At 39.0% G+C, this 18,570-nt stretch carries 17 protein-coding genes; 4 read left to right on the top strand and 13 right to left on the bottom strand.

Annotated elements, in window-relative coordinates; genetic code table 11:
• Nucleotides 1–2: 2 nt before the first annotated feature.
• Both BM176_RS30465 and BM176_RS30460 read right to left on the bottom strand, forming a co-directional pair.
• Nucleotides 3–803, bottom strand: a complete 801-nt coding sequence (locus tag BM176_RS30465; protein ID WP_090108188.1) for an alpha/beta hydrolase — start codon at nt 801–803, stop codon at nt 3–5.
• A gap of 9 nt (nt 804–812) precedes the next feature.
• Nucleotides 813–1,271, bottom strand: coding sequence for a DUF1569 domain-containing protein (locus tag BM176_RS30460; protein ID WP_090108187.1), 459 nt, complete (start codon nt 1,269–1,271; stop codon nt 813–815).
• A 248-nt stretch (nt 1,272–1,519) separates the two neighbouring features.
• On the opposite strand from BM176_RS30460, the gene BM176_RS30455 reads away from it, so the two are divergent.
• A complete protein-coding gene (locus tag BM176_RS30455) occupies nt 1,520–3,973 on the top strand; it encodes a WG repeat-containing protein (protein ID WP_090108186.1) in 2,454 nt (817 codons plus the stop codon).
• Nucleotides 3,974–3,995: 22 nt separating this feature from the next.
• On the opposite strand, the gene BM176_RS30450 is transcribed toward BM176_RS30455, so the two are convergent.
• From BM176_RS30450 to BM176_RS30440, 4 genes are all read right to left on the bottom strand, one after another.
• On the bottom strand, nt 3,996–4,835 hold the full coding sequence (locus BM176_RS30450) for an alpha/beta fold hydrolase (protein ID WP_090108185.1): 840 nt from the start codon (nt 4,833–4,835) through the stop codon (nt 3,996–3,998).
• Between the two features lie 217 nt (nt 4,836–5,052).
• Nucleotides 5,053–5,259, bottom strand: a complete 207-nt coding sequence (locus tag BM176_RS32295) for a hypothetical protein (protein WP_143097957.1) — start codon at nt 5,257–5,259, stop codon at nt 5,053–5,055.
• A 276-nt stretch (nt 5,260–5,535) separates the two neighbouring features.
• A complete protein-coding gene (locus BM176_RS30445; protein ID WP_090108184.1) occupies nt 5,536–6,219 on the bottom strand; it encodes a response regulator transcription factor in 684 nt (227 codons plus the stop codon).
• 1 nt (nt 6,220) lies between these two features.
• Complete coding sequence (locus BM176_RS30440; RefSeq protein WP_090108183.1) at nt 6,221–7,711, bottom strand: sensor histidine kinase; 1,491 nt, start codon at nt 7,709–7,711, stop codon at nt 6,221–6,223.
• 149 nt (nt 7,712–7,860) lie between these two features.
• Here BM176_RS30440 and BM176_RS30435 point away from each other — a divergent pair, with 149 nt between their 5' ends.
• Nucleotides 7,861–8,661: a GLPGLI family protein gene (locus BM176_RS30435; protein ID WP_177230597.1), complete on the top strand. Its 801-nt coding sequence runs from the start codon at nt 7,861–7,863 to the stop codon at nt 8,659–8,661.
• Between the two features lie 49 nt (nt 8,662–8,710).
• Here the strand turns inward: BM176_RS30435 and BM176_RS30430 are convergent, their stop codons facing one another.
• From BM176_RS30430 to BM176_RS30405, 6 genes are all read right to left on the bottom strand, one after another.
• Nucleotides 8,711–11,521 carry an outer membrane beta-barrel family protein gene (locus BM176_RS30430; RefSeq protein ID WP_090108181.1) on the bottom strand — a complete coding sequence of 937 codons (2,811 nt, stop codon included), beginning with the start codon at nt 11,519–11,521 and terminating at the stop codon, nt 8,711–8,713.
• A 137-nt stretch (nt 11,522–11,658) separates the two neighbouring features.
• A complete protein-coding gene (locus tag BM176_RS30425) occupies nt 11,659–12,111 on the bottom strand; it encodes a hypothetical protein (protein WP_090108180.1) in 453 nt (150 codons plus the stop codon).
• A complete protein-coding gene (locus BM176_RS30420) occupies nt 12,086–13,264 on the bottom strand; it encodes a DUF4221 family protein (RefSeq protein ID WP_090108179.1) in 1,179 nt (392 codons plus the stop codon). The genes BM176_RS30425 and BM176_RS30420 overlap by 26 nt, the downstream gene beginning before the upstream one ends.
• An 84-nt stretch (nt 13,265–13,348) precedes the next feature.
• Entirely contained in the window at nt 13,349–13,555 is a 207-nt protein-coding gene (locus tag BM176_RS30415) for a hypothetical protein (protein ID WP_090108178.1), read from the bottom strand.
• Between the two features lie 456 nt (nt 13,556–14,011).
• Complete coding sequence (locus BM176_RS30410) at nt 14,012–14,977, bottom strand: SRPBCC domain-containing protein (RefSeq protein ID WP_090108177.1); 966 nt, start codon at nt 14,975–14,977, stop codon at nt 14,012–14,014.
• Complete coding sequence (locus tag BM176_RS30405) at nt 14,974–15,294, bottom strand: ArsR/SmtB family transcription factor (protein ID WP_090108176.1); 321 nt, start codon at nt 15,292–15,294, stop codon at nt 14,974–14,976. The genes BM176_RS30410 and BM176_RS30405 overlap by 4 nt, the downstream gene beginning before the upstream one ends.
• 141 nt (nt 15,295–15,435) lie before the next feature.
• Here BM176_RS30405 and BM176_RS30400 point away from each other — a divergent pair, with 141 nt between their 5' ends.
• Nucleotides 15,436–16,272 carry a sulfurtransferase gene (locus tag BM176_RS30400; RefSeq protein WP_090108175.1) on the top strand — a complete coding sequence of 279 codons (837 nt, stop codon included), beginning with the start codon at nt 15,436–15,438 and terminating at the stop codon, nt 16,270–16,272.
• A 69-nt stretch (nt 16,273–16,341) separates the two neighbouring features.
• Here BM176_RS30400 and BM176_RS30395 read toward each other — a convergent pair whose 3' ends face one another.
• Entirely contained in the window at nt 16,342–16,680 is a 339-nt protein-coding gene (locus tag BM176_RS30395) for a YegP family protein (protein WP_090108174.1), read from the bottom strand.
• Nucleotides 16,681–16,975: 295 nt separating this feature from the next.
• Here BM176_RS30395 and abc-f point away from each other — a divergent pair, with 295 nt between their 5' ends.
• Nucleotides 16,976–18,562: a ribosomal protection-like ABC-F family protein gene (gene abc-f / locus BM176_RS30390; protein WP_090108173.1), complete on the top strand. Its 1,587-nt coding sequence runs from the start codon at nt 16,976–16,978 to the stop codon at nt 18,560–18,562.
• The last annotated feature ends 8 nt before the right edge of the window (nt 18,563–18,570 follow it).

Genomic DNA, 18,570 nt, shown 5'->3' with positions numbered 1-18,570 from the left:
TTTTAAACAGCATTATTAAAGTATTCAATAATCTTGTTCTTATAAATATCCTGATAAGCTGATTTCATAATTGCTGTATGCGGAGCATCCTTAACCGTCCATAACTCTGTCGGCACGGGGCTATTTGCCTTCAGCCGCTCTCCCATTTCAACCGGCGTCAATTCATCGGCATAAGAATAGATCAATAACAATGATTCCAGATTCTTGGCCTCTTTTATCCGTTCAACAGGTCTGATCTTTTTCGCATATCGTGGCAAAAAGAAATTCAACACTTTCAGCATTTTATAGGCAACAGGATATTTAATCCAGAACTCTTCCGTTGTAGTGGAAGCACTTTCTATTATTGAAAATTTAAAAGGATGTGACTGATCAGCAAAAGAAATGATGGCCCATTGTCCGCCTAATGAAATGCCGTGATATCCCATAGGAAGATCTGGTGTAATCTTCTGGGCTTCTGCCGCTATTGCCAATACATCTTCAAAATAAGAGAAGCTACCATTTGTGCTTTCACCAAAACCATTAAAATCGAAGATCAAGGTATTGTAACCATTGTCTCTCAGCAAATCTGTATATCCGTTTTTGAGAAAGAAAGCTTTGGCCTCTTTTCCCATGGGATGCCCTAAAAGGATTGTTGCTTTAGGTTGCGGTGTTCTTGCTTTTGCAAAAAGTCCTTTTATTATACCGCCAGATTTGCTTTTGGCAGATACCTCCTGCCAGTCAATCTTTTCCTCTTCAGTGAGGGGACTCCTCCATTTTACCATGAAAGAGCCTACAAATGGTTTTTTAATGAGTTTGTACAGCATATTTTTATTCTATTTGCCAAACTGGGATAGATGATGATCAAGGTGTTTATACAACATGTTATTCCATTCGGTGATATTTAGCGGACCAAAGGAAAGTGATTCCTTTCCATCAAATTCACGTTCTCCCAATTGCTGTGTTTTTCTGATATATCCGGCCAGCCGGGCTTTTTCTGCTGCAAATTCTTTGGGACCTTTCATAATAAAAGCTGGGGCTGTAGGGCTATTCCTTTTGTATGGTATTTCAGTTACCACTTTATTTTTCACAAATAGTTTTAATATCAACTTTAAAAAAGCATTAGGTTTAGGATGTTTATTCTCGTAAATCATTTCATAGGTAACATTGCAATGCGCCAGCATTTGCGAAACATTCATTTTACCCCATAGTGGGTTTGTTTCGGCAGAAAGATTATTAATTCTTTCAATTACTGAATCTGCTACCTTTTGATCGAAAATATTTGGTAAGGCCATATATTTATATTGAGATTACTATTGAACCAATAGACAAGTAAGATACTAATAAATATTTATTGTCAATGAAAGCATGGTCACCACTCCCTCCGGAATTACCTGTTTACTCCTGGGGCTAAATCAGTTATCGATATATGTTAGATAAAGCCGAATGCAGAAGTTAATACGATTACCTATATTCGCATTATAAAGGATTCTATATCAGAATACCTGTTTCAAACCTGGCCAACTAGAAAATTCACCGACGAATGAAGCAAATTTTAATGATTATTGCGCTTATAGCTATCTCTATTTGCAAGTCTGCAGCACAAGACAGTTTGTATGATGGTGGTTCAACTTTTGTTTGCGGATTTGCAAGAATCGAAAAGGGTAATAACCATTTTTATATAGATAGTCTGAACAATATTGCTTTTGATGATATACTTAATGCAACAGATTTTTCCACCTCTTCCTTCAATGGAATAAATGAAGATACGTCTTTATATATATTGCCAGAACGCTTTGTTTTAGTGAGAAAAAATGGGAAGTCTGGCGTATTAACCACTCAGGGAAAATGGATTCTGGAAGCTAAGTATGACACTATAGACACACATTGGCAATATGGGTGGACAGTAACACTGAATGGTAAAAAATCGATGTTTACTCCATCTGGATTTCTGTTGCCTTTCCGTTTTGAAGACCTGGATAATCTGGATGATAATTACTTTGATGTAAAACAAAATGGCAAATGGGGTATTTACAGTAAAAAGGACGATCGCATGGTTGTGCCTTTCGAATATGAGGAATTCGACTACTGTTATGGTTGTGAACAAAAAGGTGATTATGTTTTTGCAAAGAAAAATGATAAATGGGGCGTGGTGAATTTTAACAATGAAGTACTGGTTCCATTTGAGTATGATCACGAACACCTCAATATGCGCAGTGATGAATGGGTAGAATGCCTTTATAAAGATGGTAAACAGTTAAGCATTAATCTAAAAACAAAAGTTGTAACACCATACGAAGATACAGATGATGATGAAGGTGACAGTGATATGGCGGCTGGATTTATACGTCGTAGACAACATAACAAATTGGGTATGCTGAACACCCAGGGTAAATTGATACTGGATTATCAATATGACTATATCCGTTATGATGCAGATAGTTCCGGCAATTACCTGCCAGCCCCTTATGTGAGCATTAGTAAAAATGAGAAATATGGTATTGCTGATACTACGGGAAAAATAATTGTCCCACCCATATACGATGAATGGTTTGGCTGCAGTTACAATAAGCTCCTGTTTTCTTCCTCCAAGAATGAGAAGGACATCATACTGAATCTCGACGGGAAACCCGTACTACCGGATATGAGTTATGACGAAATGGATGATCTGCAGGTTGGTCCGGAAGAAAGCAAGGACGCCATCACTTTGGTTAAATTGAAAAAGAACGGACTATATGGCTTTTACAATCCGAAAACAAAGAAGCTGATCGCACCGAAATACAGTGATCTGGATAGTGATAGTTATTCCGGACAGCCTTATCTGATAGAAGCTACCTATCAGAAAAAGCACGGATATCTGGATACAGACGGAAATATTGTAGTCCCGCTGGATTTCGATTATGTATATCATCCGCAAAAAAAGCTGGTATCCGTTACCAGCGGCATGAAAAAAGGAGTGTATGATATAGAACAGAAGAAATTACTCATTCCGGCAGAATACGAAAGCATTGATGAATTTCCTGATAGTACACTGTTTAATGCTGTTCAGAAAAACTTTACCGGGTTGATAGACTTTTCAGGAAAAATTATCTGCCCTGTAAAATATGATGTCATTTACGCTTTAAACGGTGATAATTTTTTATTGGAAAAGAAAGAACCTATTACTTCTGCAATCACATACGATCTGTTTAACAGACACACATTGCAAACTACCCCTCTCCCCTATGATAATGTCCGGCCAGCCGGAGAAGGGTTACTACTGATCGTTACCACGAAAGGAAAACAAAAATTACTGGATGCTGCTACCGGAAAAATAATACAAGGCGAATACTCAGAGGACAATTTCCCGGATTCAATTAATACGTTCGATAATCATCTCTCGGCAATCATTAAGAATAATAAAACCGGGTATATCAACGCAGAAGGGAAAATTGTTGTACCCATCCAATATGATCATACAACCTCGTTTCACAATGGTGTGGCAATGGTTATCAAAGAAGACGACAGCAACGGAACACTTTTATATGGCTTTATAAATAGTACTGGTAAAATAATAGTACCTGTAACATATCCTTTTGATAATGAGAAAGATGTGTATGATTACTTTCAAGAGGGTTTCCTTTTGCTCACGAAAAAAAATAACGGCTATTTACTGGGTTACGCACAGCATGATGGTCATATATTAATAGCTCCGGAATACAGCAAGATTATCCCGGAAAAAAACGGGAATGGCTACCTGGTAGAAAGAGACAGAAAATTCGGCATACTCGATAGTACCGGCAGGGAAATATTATCCCCTTCTTTTGATGATATTATGCTGGAAGAACAATTATCCTACAGCAATATTATAATGTTCGCTTTCCCCATACTGGCTCAAAAAAATGGTGAATGGCAATATTATACAGCGGCAGGAAAACCCCTGCCACTGCATATAAAAGGTCATATACCATTTGTTCAGCCGGAACAATCCGGGGGAATACCTACTGCCATTCAGTAAGCGATTGTGCCAAACTTTGTGTTTATTTTTTGAGGAATTCTTCAATCATGGCCGTCACTAAAGCCGGTATTTTACTGTGTTTATCTGCTGCGCAGATCTCTCCTATGTAATCCCCATGTCCGCATGGCAAGATTGCCAGTTGGGCATGTGGTAGCGTACGTGATAATTCCAGTGCGTGTTCCACACGTATCACTTCGGCATCACCATTTATGACCAGTGCCGGAGCCTGGATGGCCTTTATATCTGCGTCGCTGATATCTTTAAAGGCCACCATTCTGGCCACGTCGCGGTCAAACATCGTTTGCAGTCCTTTGGGATCCGGATTGGCTTCCAGGTAAGCCTCCTTCAGCGGCTGAGGCATATGGTCCAGGGAAACATGTTGAAAGCCATCAAAGAAGCCGGGCTGCATACCATCACGTTTATAAGAGGCTGCAAGCAGCACCAGTTTATTCACCAATTCCGGGTGCCGGATAGCGATCTGCAGAGAGGTGGTGCCCCCATTACTAAAGCCCATAATATCTGCTTTTTCGATATGGAGTTGCTTGAGCAGGGCTGCCACATCATCGGCATCCTGTTCAAAGCTCAAAGGGCGATCGATATCGAGAGTATGCCCATGAGCCTGCAGCTCTACAGCTATAACCTGATGTGTTTTGGCGAGTTCCGGCAGGATTCTGCCGAACGTAGACATTATGGTAGAGCCCCCACCATGAATCAATACCAATGGCCTGCCATTACCGTGGATCTCATAATACATTTTTAAACCGTTCACCGTTGCATATTGGCCTGTTTGTTTGTGCTGTGCATTCATTTGTAAATGGATTATCATCAATGAAAGTATAATTATTGCTACTCTGCGTTGCATGAGATGGCTCTTTTTGGATGACACAAACTTACGCACATATAAATAATTACAAGGGATGTAAATATGCCAATTTACAGGGGTGATTGCGACAATAGGGTTCAGGGGCATGTATTTATAGCAAGTCCGGCACCGGCACTGTAAGTCCCCACTACAGTACCGGCCTGTGTTTCCACAGCAAGGCCGACTTACAATAATAATGTTGTATCAGCAATACCGGCTACCGGTACTGCTGATAATTCAGAGTGAAATTATCAACGCCCGGAATTCCACCGCTAAGTGTAAAAGGAAAATCATGAGAAGACTTCTCATTCAATGCTCTTAAATGCACATAGACATACCCTCTTTGTGCAAAGGCAGATGGCATAGATAATAATAAGGCAAACGAACACATTGCCCATAAAGCTCTGTTAGCAACTCGACTCATAAGTATAGGGAAATAGGAGAATTACAGAGGCTTAATTCCCCTCAATATTTTCATTGTCCTAATAAATATTTTCATTGTTCTACCCGTAAATATAATAATTTGTATCTTAAACCAATATTATTAATAAATAATATTAAAATACTTGCTACCAAATAGGAACTACAATATCCTTCGTTTAGTTATAGAACAAAGTTATCTTCATAATGGAATAATCAGGGGCACTAAATGTTAAAATATTCGGTATAAAATGTTGCGTTAATATCGATAATCGGGTTTTCAACTCAGTACAAACCTGTAGCCAATACCCTTTATCGTTAGTATTTCCAGGCTTTCATCTTCTTTCAGACACACGCGTAACCGGGTAATGTACACATCGAGATTACGGCTGTTAAAAAACGAATCATTGCCCCAAAGCAGGTTAAGGATACTTTTTCTATCAATAATACCATCACGGTTCTCGTATAATAGCTTGAGCAACTCACTTTCCCTGTATGATAGCTTTTTTTCTTCATTTCCATTGACCAGCACCTGGCGGTTGGTATAGAACCGGAACTTGCCTATCCTTATATGATCTATGGCGGGGGAAGATGGCATGTCCGTTTTACGTAATACATTATCTATGCGGACAATCAGCTCTTCCAGGCTAAAGGGTTTACGGATATAATCATTACCACCCAGTGTAAACCCTTTTACCAGATCGGCCGTTTGTGTTTTGGCCGTCAGGAATAAAATTGGAACCTGAGGATTTAGAGTGCGTATTTCTTCCGCAATTTCAAACCCGTCTTTATTGGGAAGCATTACATCAAGTATACAAACCGCCGGGTTTAGCTGTTTAAACAACTCCAGTACTTTAGCTCCATCGCTCTCCATTGTTACCTCAAAACCCCGGCCTTGCAGGCTTTCCTTTACGATTTTGCCCAGGAATAATTCATCTTCAGCATATAGAATTTTAACGCTCATCTTATATTATTTTATGCTTGGCAATCATACGGCCCCGATCGTAGTAAATGACTGGCGCTTCTACAAAAGGAAGCTTAACGGAAAAAGTACTGCCTTTATCCAGTTCACTTTCTACCTCTATAAAGCCCATATGACGTTGTACGATATGCGATACATAACTTAAACCAAGGCCATACCCTTTTATATTATGCCGGTTGCCACTGGGTACACGAAAAAACTTTTCGAATATCTTACTTTTGTATTCTTTGGCAATACCCACCCCGTTGTCTGTTACACGTATTTCCAGGTATTGCGTATGGTCAATGATATGGATCAGGATTTCCGGGTCTTTAATACTATACTTTAAAGCATTGTCCAGCAAATTGTAGAGTACACTTGTCAGATGCAGTTTATCGGCAGTAATGATAAAATTTTTACCGGTTGTTTCCAATGCCGTGACGGCCTGTTGCTTTTCAAACTGTAGTTTCATAGAGACCATCACACTTTTTGCCAGTTCTACGAGATCAAACTGTTCTTTGTTCAATGCTATTTCCCTGTTCTCAAACATCGACAGCTTTAGTACTTTATCAACCAATAAACCCAATCTTTGCATTTCATGGGCCGATATATCAAGGTACTCTTCTGTTCTTTGCGGATCTTCCAATACATTAAAACTCTTTAAGGCTTCAATGGCTACACTTACCGTGGCAATAGGTGTTTTCAGCTCATGTGTCATGTTGCTGATAAAATCGTTCTTAATCTGCGCCAGCTTTTGTTGTTGTTTCAGATTTCTGTATAACAGAAGAAAGGATAATATGGTTACACTCAACAGTAGAAATGAAATCAGGATGGGCTGGCCGATACGTTTAAGCAGATACCAGGTATTGTTTTCAAATAAAACCTGGTAACTGACAGGTTTTGTAAAACCAATAGTTACAATATTCCCTTCCAGATTATCCGGAAATGGGCCGTAATTTTTCTCTGTTGTATCAGCAGGAAAAGTATTTATACTGAAAGGCAGATTTATCTTTTCCCTATTCAGCGCTTTATGGTATCTATCCACAATCTCCTTTACGGTAATAGAATCACGGAGGGAGTCTACCCCTGCCAGAAAATCGAACACCGTTTTCCCGGGAGCTCCATTACTTGCCCTGTAGTGTACCTCAAGTGAATCACTATCCGAAAGATGAGGGGCTTTCATAGTAATGAACATTGCTTGCTTAATCCGGGGTTTTGTGGTGGAAGAATCCCTCAGTTTCTCCTGCAACACATTCGATATGCTTATAACACCTTCACGATCCTGTACAGGAATACTCATACCGGAATCCATTTTTAGTTTGGCAGCCTGCAACCGGAAGATCGTTTCCCGGAAAAGTACATTGGTGCGGGTGGCAAAAAGTTTTTCTTCCTCCCGGTAATTTTTCCTCAGCCAGTAAACCTGGAAAGCGGTGATAACCAGAATAGTCAGCGTAATCAGGAAACCAGTAACCGGTATGGAAAGTTTATATCGCACCTGTTGGATTATATGTTTTATAATAGCAAATGTATCGCTTCCTTTTTCCCGACAGCAAGAGTATTAACCTTAATTAACATTAAAGCAAGGCATGTTAACCTATGTTCCGCCAGGAACTGAATAGCTTTATTTTCTTAAAAATACACAGAATGAAGAAAATAATTTTTACGTTATCCATGGGTCTGGCGTTATTTACAGCCAATGGCCAGCAAAAACAAGGCAGGGCCTTGTATGAGCGTACAGTACAAATGCAGATGCACATGCAGGGTGTAAGTGATGAAGAGGATCGCCTGCTACCCCGCTCTCACAAAGATAAACTGGAAGTATTGTTTGGTAATAACCAGTCGCTACGCCGCACTGCAAAAGACGAAACGCCTGAAGAATTCACTCCGGACGAAGGTGGTATGCAGATCCACATGGAGGTAGCAGACGCCAATGATGTGACTTATATTGATTTCACCACAAACCAGGTGGTGGAACAACGCGAGTTTGCTGCGAAAAATTATATTATTGCCGACAGCATCCATAAGTTGAACTGGAAGTTAACCGGCGAAACCATCTCCATTCTAAATTATCCCTGTCAGCAGGCGATAGCCCAACACATTGGTAAACGCACTATCACCACCATGGAAAATGGGCAGATGAAAAGTGAGGAAGTAGCAGATACATCCAATATTAAAGTTTGGTTTACGCTTTCCATTCCGGTACCAGCCGGACCAGAATACCAGGGACAATTACCAGGCCTTATCCTGGGTATTGACATAGACGATGGCCGCACTGTTTACAATGCCATTGACATATCCGCCCCGACAGATCTATCTGTTATTAAACAACCCTCCAAAGGAAAAAAAGTAACTGTTGAAGAATTTACAAAAGAGCGTGATAAAGTGGTGAAAGAAATGCAACAAAACAATCGTGGAAGGGAAAAAATGATCCGTATAAATGGATAAATTAAAAAAGCCTGTATCTCACTTCTGATACAGGCTTTTTTTGTTTTAATCAGCGGCGTATTACTTTGAATCCGCCTCCCGGGTTATCTGCAGAAAGGCCATACTTGCTTAGGCTATAAGTAAAGCTAAGTAAGAAAAAGCGTTGCAGGTTCTTTATCCGGCTGTCTTCAATATAATTCTGATTACTGCTACGACTGATGCCTACATTTTCATTCAGCAAATCAAATACACTCAACTTCAATTCTCCTCTGTTAAAATGCAGAAACTGTCGACTAAAAGCCGCATTCCATAATGGTACACGGGTATTAAAGCCATTTGCACGCTGACTGTTAATAGTATAAGTAAAACTAGTTGTAAAATAAAACTGAGCTGGCAGCTGCCAATTGATTTCACCTTCATAAAGCTGTGAAAAATAACTGGTGTTAAGGGCTGCCTGCAAAGAATACCTGGTCTTATAATAATTAAAGCCGCTACTGAGCGACAGGTCAACTTTATCTGAAGGGTACAGATCTAAACGTATCGCAGGCCCCAGGCTCATGGTACTGATAGTATTTGATGCGGCATTGATAAACTGTTTTGTTTTGCTATATCCTATATTGCTGCTAAAGTTGACCGAACCTTTCAGCATACGCAACGGCAACCCCAGGCTAATATTTCCGGTCATATTGTATACACCATTTACATTTACCGGCCGGGTATGTTTAATTCCCAATGTATCCACTATATCGTAGTTCACGATTTTATGCTGCGTTTCCTGCAGATTGAAGAAGGCAAACAGGTTTTTATTTTTGAAAGGATTAACGGATATAAAATTCAGCTGTACAGCATGCGTAAACTCCTGTTTCAAATCAGGATTTCCTTCGCGGATATTGAGCGGATCAGTAATATCGGGCACAGGCTGTAGTTGCGACATATTCGGCTGCTTGGTAATAGCCGCATAATTGATATTGAGATTGCGGTAACGGGTAAAATCGTACTTCAACCTGAGTGATGGTAGCAGGTTATAAAATGTTTTATGAATAACCGAATCTCTGGTACCTGCAATAATCTTTCCTTTTAATTCAGCCTGTTGCCAGTTGACGCCTACAGCCAGGCTGATTCTTTTTTGCTGTGTACGCAGGCGTAATCCGGCATTGGTATACCCATAAGTATTTTCAAAATTATTGGTCAGATCAGCGTTAAGCTGATCGTACTTACCGTTTTGCTGATTGTAATCATATGTCTTTTTATCAGACGTACTGCCGGTATTACTCCTGCCCAAACTGAATTCAAGCAACGAGCGCTTAAACACAGGTTCAGTATATACAGCGCGTATGTTATAGTTGTTCAGCATTCCCGATATGGAATTACGCTGGTTGATGGAATCATAGGATGTACCATGATTGAAAAACTGATTGACAGATAGCAGGCTGCCATTACTTTCGCTGTTATTGAAGGTAGTTTGCAGACTGAGTGAAAACGTTCTGCCTTTGCGGGGGAATTTCTTCCTGAACAATATATCATTGCGAAAATTAGTACCATGACCCAAAGAATAGTTATTACTGAAACCCTGATTAGCCAGTTGTTTATCTTCCGAAAGCGTTTCATAACTGTTGTAACTGTTGTTGCAGGTTTCCTGATAACCGATGGAGGGCGATATTTTAATGGAATGAAAGGAATCGATTCGAATATCCGCACTTAGGTTGAGACGATGGCTGTTATTAAGATTGTCGCTGATGGAATGCTGGTTGTAGAAATAAGAAGAATCTGGCAGAAAATACTGACGTGTCACCATACTTTCCTGGTAAGGGTTATAACGGTTATAAAAATAATTGCTGGTGAAATCAGTTTTATTCCCGATAATGTTATTGTAGTTTACTCCACCACCCCAGATAGTTTTGATGCCATTACTGTTAGTATTACCCATTAGTACAGAAACAGGATCATCCGTATTTAAGGTAAGATTGATATTTCCGTTACCACTTTGGCGTTGATGATTTAGTTCTCCGGTAAAATTCATCAGGTCGATAAAAGAGAATCCTTCCGCATTGGTATTATTAGCCATACCAATGGCAGAAAACTGCCGGGCTCCTTTAAAGGAATTAACATTAAAACGTCCTTCATACCTGTGGTTGGTACCACCGCCAGCACTGGCTTTACCAAACAGACCTTTCTTTTTATCCTGTTTTAGTTTGAGGTTGATGGTTTTTTCGTTGTTGCCATCGTCAAAGCCGGTCAGTTGGGCAGCATCGCTCAGTCGGTCGTATACCTGCACTTTATCTACCGCATCGGCAGGTAGGTTTTTTGTAGCGGTTTTAGGATCAGTACCAAAAAACTCTTTGCCATCTACCAGTACACGATTTACTTTTTGTCCCTGGGCTTTTACCGTACCATCTTTATCCACCTGAATGCCAGGCATTTTTTTTAGCAGTTGCTCCACGCTAGCATTCGGCTGTGTTTTAAATGAACCGGCATTATATTGAATAGTATCTCCTATAAGTGTAACAGGTGGAGCTTCGGCAGTTACCTCTACTTCACGGAGCATCTTACTCCGGTCATGAAGTACGATGGCATTAAGGTTGATGTGAAGTGAGGTATCGCTGATAACAACAGGCCGGTTGGCATTATAATAGTTTACATGAGTTACAAGCACGCGATATTCCCCTCTGGTAATACCGGTAAGCTCAAAATTCCCCTTATTGTCCGTCATCGTAAAACTGACCAGCGAAGAATCTTTTTGTTTCAACAGAGTGATAGTGGCCGAAGCAACGGGTTCTCTGGCGATAGTATCAAACACAGTACCTTTGATGGAACCATTCTTTTGTGCGCGGACGGAGAGAGCTAAACAGCAAGCTATCAGTAGTAAGTAGTATTTTTGCATGGAGGTCTTTTATTTCATAAACTGCTTACGAAAGTAGTTCCGCCAATTGCAAAACCAGGTTAACAAGCCTTGCATTAATGTTAAGGAAAGTTAATAAACCTGTTATACTTATTTATTTTATCAGTATCGTTATATAGCTATTTACCACTTAGTAATTCTGTGAGTCCGTTACTGTCCGGACTCTGATAGGTAATATTAGTAATTCTATGGTTATGGACAGTTACAATCATAGGGTATATATCATTCTTTTTATCAGGATACTCAATAGTATTTGCGGTATCGAGCAACATTTTTCTGCTGGACATAATCTCATTACCCAATTTTATCTTCAGTAATTTAATGGATTGTATTCTTGTAAAGATATACCTGATACTATCTGAGTTTGCTATATTTTTTTTCACAAAAGCTTCTGCATGACTGATACAACCTTCACACCCCTGATTAGGAATGATTACATAATTTCCTGTAGAAAGCATATTAGCATCTAACGCATAAATACTTTTACGAAGAGATTCATTATTTTCTGAACAAGCACCCAGGATCAGAGCGCATAAAAATATCAGGCTATAGTTCAATTTTACATTGTACATACTGGGCAATATTTTGGTCTTTATTGTGCACATTCAAAAAATATATTCCATCTGCCGTAATAAAGAAATTATCTAATGCTAGTGCCTGGGGAAGAGAAGCCTCTCCAAGATATTTAAAGTCTTTATCAAAAGCTATCAGGCTGGCTTCTTTTTCCACCAATTTCCGGTTCACCATTTTATCTTCTGCCGGTGGCAATTCAAGTATTCTGTAATACCGGTTATGGTATTGATCATAAATTATATTGCGATAAGAAGGGGTACTGGTAAAGTATTGTAGAGCATACTCAGCATCTACCACTTTTTTATTGTTCTTTGCCAGGTTCATTGAATTGATACAGATCTTTTTCCGGGTACCTGCAGGAATTTCTTTTACCTGCCAGTTACTGTCAATTATCTGAAGATTATGATCAGCCGGCAGACTAAGCAATATTTTATTTGTTCGTTTATTATATGCCGTATAAGGTGTTCTCAGATGGGACCCACCCCAGTTGTTCTGCCAGTAGACCTTTGAATAAGGTATCCGGTTGCGGATATTACCTGCGGGAAGATGGATAATGGAACTGATAGTACGGCCAGCAGGATTTTCATTATCGCTCTCTCCTATCAGAAATCCAAAACCAATAACAGTATTGCCGATGAAAAAAACAGGCGATGTCGCACTAGCATATGGAGGAGCCGCATGACTCCGGTTGATACCCTTATTTATAAAAGTCAACCTTTTGTAGATAGAATCACTGGTTATAGAATAATACAAGAGTTCTGCTCCAGCATAAGTGTATAGAATCAGACTATCCGGAGAAGTATACCTGAAATAAGAGGTTTTTTTGTTAATCTTAATCTTGTGAACATTTTCCGGATATATGATATTTCGTGTAGGCTTAAGCAGATACTCCAGTAACCGGTTATTGTAATTATCAAATGTATATAATCGATTTTCTTTTTCATGATAATCAATAGGTGTTGTTATACCAAGCACCATCAAGCTATCGAGATAAAGGTTCAATGTATCCCCCATGTTTATAATAAGTGGGATAACGGAATCACTGGTAGATGCGCAGTTGGAATAAGGATTTACTGTTCCATTTTTACAGGAACTGAAACTGGTAATTATTATCCACAACAATAAAAAAATGAATACTGCTCTTCCTGGCATAAGCAAATAGGTGATACTTGTTTGGTTCGTGATAACTGAATAAACAGGGCAAACGCCCTATTTATTCAGTTATTTAATTGTCTTCTACTCTACATAATAAGTACAGTCAGTAACGTCCGGGTCAATGGCAGTCACACAATCATAGTGATAAACACCATTAACAACTGTGATTCTGCATTTTCCACGCAGACCATGATGATCGTCCGCACAAGCACTTCCTAAAGAAGTTCCAGATACAAAAAGAACAACTGCTGTAACAGCAATGCCAATGAAAACAAGGCTTTTTTTCATATTTATATAATTGAGGTGAAGGAAAAACAGGGTTTCAGTCAAACTAACATACTTTTTCCAATGTTTTGGTTGTCATGTTTGTCAAGTGGTTTTTATAGGTTAATTCTTATTAAAATATCAATACGCTATACAGGTTTCTAATGTTTTTCAGGTATGGAATATCTTTTAAATTATTTTGTTTGAAGCAAGTACACTTTCCGTCGCTAGGAATAAGCAAATTAATGGGCTAAATTTTGAATAGTATCAGAGTCTTCACAAAGGCAATATTACAAATGTATTTATACATTGTTTTCAAATGTAGATAAAAAAAATAATTTTCACAACATGTATTAATTTTCCTTTGTGCTATTCTTTTCAAGCTAGTGGTTTCATCAGGTAATAATCAAACTTACAACATTCAGCACCTGTTTTAATTCACAGGCACTGAATGTTGTAAGTTTGATTATCTGTCAGTATTTAGTCTTTCTTTTGGTAGTTAAGCATCCAGTTGATTCCAAATTTATCTGTAAAAGAGGCAAAGTATGCACCCCAAAACATGTCTTCCAAAGGCATGGTTATAACACCTCCTTTAGAAAGTGCATCAAATAATCTTTTGGTTTCCTCTCTTGATTCGGGCTCAAGGTTTATGTGCATATTGTTACCATGTTCCATTTTGAAACCCATGCTTTCAGGAGAATCAGTAGCCATCAATACATGACCTCCCATTATTTTTAGTTCAGCATGTATAATGAGTTTTTTGTCAGCATCACTCATTGGTGGCATTCCGGCAGGCATATCTATATCTCCGAATCTCTTTAAACCAACACCTGTAAATTCGCCATTAAAAACTTCTTTGTAAAAGTTGAATGCTTCTTCCGTATTTCCGGGAAAGTTTAAATAAGTTGTTACTCTTGCACCATTATTTGTTTTAAGTTCTTTGCGGATTTTAAACTGTGTGCTTAAATAATGATCAAGGTTACTCAAACCAGCAGTGAACCCTTCCTGGAAGCCCATCTTAATAATCGTTTCCATATCACTGTCTTTAGCAAAAGTGACTTCAACCTTTACAGTAGTGTCGTCGCCAGTTTGACTAAATTCCTTTCTCCAGTCCATAGCAGGGAAATCCCGGTTTTCATTACCATTTTCATCGCAAAACCGATCGGTACTGGTTATGGTCTTTAAAAGTTCAATCGTTTTGTAGTCTACTCTGCACCATGTTCTATCACCTTCGGGCCCTACCATACAATACAGCCAGAAACCACCTTCTCTGAAATCCATTGTTTTTGTCTCTGCCCTGTAAGGCTTAGGAGCCCACCATTGGTCAAGGATTTCACTTTCTGTCCATGCTTTCCATACATGATCCAATTGAGCGCCAAATGACCTTACAACAGTAAGTTTTCTCTTTTGCAAATCCTTTGTAAAGACTGCTTCTCTGTTTGTCATGATTTTTTATTTTTTAGGTTATCCAATAGATTGTCCAGCTGATTAAAGCGGTTTTCCCATAGTGTACGAAATTGCTCAACCCACGTATCCACCTCTTTCATCTTTTGAGCATTAAAATGATAATATATTTCCCTCCCGGTTTGCTTCTGTTCTAAAAGCTGGCACTCGGTAAGAATTTTAATGTGTTTGGATACAGCTTGCCTGCTGCTCCCAAAACGTTCAGCCAAAGCATTTGGAGTCATCGCCTGTAGGGCTAATAAGCTAAGAATCGCCCTACGCGTAGGGTCGGCAATAGCCTGGAATATATCTCGTCTCATTGGTTATGTATTAGCAACCGTTCAGTTGCAAATATATGCGCAACTAATCGGTTTCTCAAAATTTATTTTATTCGGGCTCAGCTAAAGATGATTGGCCGGGATTTAGCTTCTTTATATTTGAAGTAAATAAATCCAATTGTTATGTCACCACTTATTGAAATTACAGATCCGAAAATTTTTGATCCGGAAGTTATATTGATAGATGTACGTGCAGGAGCAGACGCGCACCAGCGCTATCTGGAAGGGCACCTGCCAAATGCAATTTATGCAACGCTTGATGCCGATCTGGCCAGTAAACCTGCTGATCCGGCTTACGGCGGAAGGCATCCGTTACCGTCTTTAGAAACCTTTGCTGCAACTTTAACTAAGTGGGGCGTTACACCCGATAGTCATGTAATTGTTTATGATGATAAATCTGCGGCAATGGGAGCAGCCCGTTTATGGTGGATGTTACATGCTATAGGCCATGAAAATGTGCAGGTATTAAACGGTGGATTAAAAGCCGCGACCGACGCCGACATTGAATTAAATACTGATGATTACCACCCTGAATCAACCTCAGCATATCCAGTTCCTGCTGAATATAAAGGCACCGCCGATATTGCCGAGGTTGATGCTGCTGCTAAAAGTAATGAGCAAATGGTTATTGATGTTCGCGAGAACGCCCGCTACCTTGGCCGGGTGGAACCACTCGATCTTATAGCAGGGCATATTCCTGGTGCGGATAATTTATTTTATGCCAAAAATCTGGATGAAGATGGTAAATATCTGCCGCCGGAACAACTTGCAGAGCTTTACCAGCATACTATTGGAGATATTAAACCGGAAGATGTAATTATACATTGCGGATCAGGGGTTACTGCATGTCATACATTGCTTGGCATGGCAAGTGCAGGTATTACGGAACCTAAGCTGTATGTTGGTTCCTGGAGTGAATGGTCCAGAAGAGATTTACCAATTGCCACTGAGAACAAATAATGGAAGGAGCCTGTGTTATCAATAACACAGGCTCCTTCCATTATTTATCCTCATTCATTATTCTTGAATTTAAGCAGTCGTATCGCTTATCGATGCATCCGGAGCATTCTTCTTTACAGAGGCAATCCCACCATCCCGACTGGATGAACCTCCATACATTTTACTGGTACCAATTATCTCGCCATTGGCTGTAGCTTTCAATACAAAATAGAACTTACCACTTGTTGACATCTTTTTCTCAAAGCTGTCAGAGTTTTGAGAATTCAGTTGTACAGATTCTATACCATTTGTACAATTGGCTTTAGTAGTATATCCTTCACTGGATAAGATAAGCTCATTATTCGCAGCTTCCAGTTTAAAATAATATTGATTATTCGCTTTGCTTTGGGTGAGAACAAATTGACTCATAATGTGGTGGATTTAGTTATTGAATATAATCAAAAATAATTGATTATCAATATTTTCACATTCCAACAACCCTTACTGGCAATTAGGCTGGCAGATAATTTATCCGGAATCTATGGATTTATAGATCAAAGACCTGCTAAATGACAGAATTTAAATTTTAATAACATTTTTTCTATCTTTGCCACGTAATCTAAATATTCATTAATTAATGTGAGATATAATTTCTTTCAGAAAAAATAAACAGAGCCAGATATAGAAGGCTCCTGTAATTTTTTACTCTCTACAGAAAGAAATTATGCTTATTCTACAAAGCGTTAATTACACGCATCCCAACAGAGATTTATTGTTTACTGATATAAATCTCATTATCAACAGGCAAGATAAAATTGCATTAATAGGCAATAACGGTATAGGGAAATCCACTCTTCTAAATATCTTAGCCGGAAAATTACATCCTTCAACCGGACTTGTAAAAACTGACCTGAGGCCTTATTATGTGCCACAGATTTTTGGCCAGTTTAATGACTATAGTATTGCTCAAGCCCTTCAGATTGAGGATAAACTAAACGCATTAAAAGAAATTCTCGATGGCAATGTAACAGATGCAAACCTTACATTGCTTGATGATGATTGGGCAATTGAAGAACGATGCAGAGAAGCCCTCACACACTGGAAGCTTGATGGATTGGATCTAACTCAAAAAATGGGAACACTTAGCGGTGGACAAAAAACAAGAGTTTTCCTTTCGGGAATCATTATCCATCGTCCTGAAATAGTTTTATTGGATGAACCAAGCAACCATTTGGATACACTCAGCAGAAGTATTCTTTATGATTATATAAAGTCCACTACAAATGCTTTAGTGGTGGTAAGCCATGACAGAACTTTATTAAATCTCCTTGATACCGTTTATGAACTCAGCAAGCGTGGTATAACTGTCTATGGGGGTAATTATGATTTCTACGTAGAACAGAAAATAGTTGAAAGTGATGCTTTAAATCAGGATTTAAAGAGCAAAGAAAAAGCACTCCGAAAAGCGAAAGAAACCGAAAGGGAATCTCTGGAACGACAGCAAAAACGGGATGCCCGTGGAAAGAAAAAACAAGAAAAGGCAGGGCTTCCTACCATTTCCATGAATACATTTAGAAACAATGCAGAAAAAAGTACTTCACGTCTGAAAGGCGTTCATACTGAAAAAGTGGATACCATTTCGCAAGAGCTGAATCAATTGCGAAAAGAGCTGCCCGATATGGACAAAATGAAGATGGATTTTGACAATTCCGGGCTTCATAAAGGAAAAATATTGATTACTGCAAAGGACGTTAATTTTGGATACGATGATCAATTGCTTTGGAAACATGCCCTGAATTTTCAAATCAGGAGTGGCGAACGTATTGCTGTTAAAGGCTTAAACGGTTCTGGTAAGACAACTTTAATAAAAATGATTTTAGGTGAGATCCATCCCCGATTGGGAACCATTGACAGAGTAAGTGTCAAAGCCGTTTACATTGATCAGGACTATTCATTAATTGACAATAAACTCAACGTTTATGAACAGGCACAACAATTTAATTCCGGGGCATTACAGGAACACGAAATAAAGATTCGCTTAAACCGGTTTTTGTTTATGAAAGCAGATTGGGACAAACCTTGTTCTGCGCTTAGTGGTGGAGAGAAAATGCGATTGATGCTTTGTATCTTAACGATAAGTAATCAAGCTCCTGATATAATCATATTGGATGAACCGACAAACAATCTTGATATTCAAAACCTGGAAATTTTAACCGCTGCAATTAATGAATATAAGGGAACGCTCCTGATAGTGTCTCACGATGAATATTTTTTGAAACAGACAAACGTGGAGCGTTCTATTACAACTTAAGTTTCCTG

This window comes from Chitinophaga sp. CF118 (assembly GCF_900112615.1).
Classification (GTDB): domain Bacteria; phylum Bacteroidota; class Bacteroidia; order Chitinophagales; family Chitinophagaceae; genus Chitinophaga.
The sequence above is the reverse complement of the archived record's forward strand: the minus strand, read 5'-3'. Positions and strand labels throughout refer to the sequence as shown.

Bases quoted from the DNA above. Each gene is read 5' to 3' on its own strand.
- BM176_RS30460 (WP_090108187.1), bottom strand. From the start codon at position 1,271: ATGGCCTTACCAAATATTTTCGATCAAAAGGTAGCAGATTCAGTAATT.
- BM176_RS32295 (WP_143097957.1), bottom strand. From the start codon at position 5,259: ATGAGTCGAGTTGCTAACAGAGCTTTATGGGCAATGTGTTCGTTTGCC.
- BM176_RS30415 (WP_090108178.1), bottom strand. From the start codon at position 13,555: ATGAAAAAAAGCCTTGTTTTCATTGGCATTGCTGTTACAGCAGTTGTT.
- BM176_RS30435 (WP_177230597.1), top strand. From the start codon at position 7,861: ATGAAGAAAATAATTTTTACGTTATCCATGGGTCTGGCGTTATTTACA.
- BM176_RS30465 (WP_090108188.1), bottom strand. From the start codon at position 803: ATGCTGTACAAACTCATTAAAAAACCATTTGTAGGCTCTTTCATGGTA.
- BM176_RS30400 (WP_090108175.1), top strand. From the start codon at position 15,436: ATGTCACCACTTATTGAAATTACAGATCCGAAAATTTTTGATCCGGAA.
- BM176_RS30420 (WP_090108179.1), bottom strand. From the start codon at position 13,264: ATGCCAGGAAGAGCAGTATTCATTTTTTTATTGTTGTGGATAATAATT.
- BM176_RS30425 (WP_090108180.1), bottom strand. From the start codon at position 12,111: ATGTACAATGTAAAATTGAACTATAGCCTGATATTTTTATGCGCTCTG.
- BM176_RS30405 (WP_090108176.1), bottom strand. From the start codon at position 15,294: ATGAGACGAGATATATTCCAGGCTATTGCCGACCCTACGCGTAGGGCG.
- BM176_RS30455 (WP_090108186.1), top strand. From the start codon at position 1,520: ATGAAGCAAATTTTAATGATTATTGCGCTTATAGCTATCTCTATTTGC.
- abc-f (WP_090108173.1), top strand. From the start codon at position 16,976: ATGCTTATTCTACAAAGCGTTAATTACACGCATCCCAACAGAGATTTA.
- BM176_RS30410 (WP_090108177.1), bottom strand. From the start codon at position 14,977: ATGACAAACAGAGAAGCAGTCTTTACAAAGGATTTGCAAAAGAGAAAA.
- BM176_RS30395 (WP_090108174.1), bottom strand. From the start codon at position 16,680: ATGAGTCAATTTGTTCTCACCCAAAGCAAAGCGAATAATCAATATTAT.
- BM176_RS30445 (WP_090108184.1), bottom strand. From the start codon at position 6,219: ATGAGCGTTAAAATTCTATATGCTGAAGATGAATTATTCCTGGGCAAA.
- BM176_RS30430 (WP_090108181.1), bottom strand. From the start codon at position 11,521: ATGCAAAAATACTACTTACTACTGATAGCTTGCTGTTTAGCTCTCTCC.
- BM176_RS30450 (WP_090108185.1), bottom strand. From the start codon at position 4,835: ATGCAACGCAGAGTAGCAATAATTATACTTTCATTGATGATAATCCAT.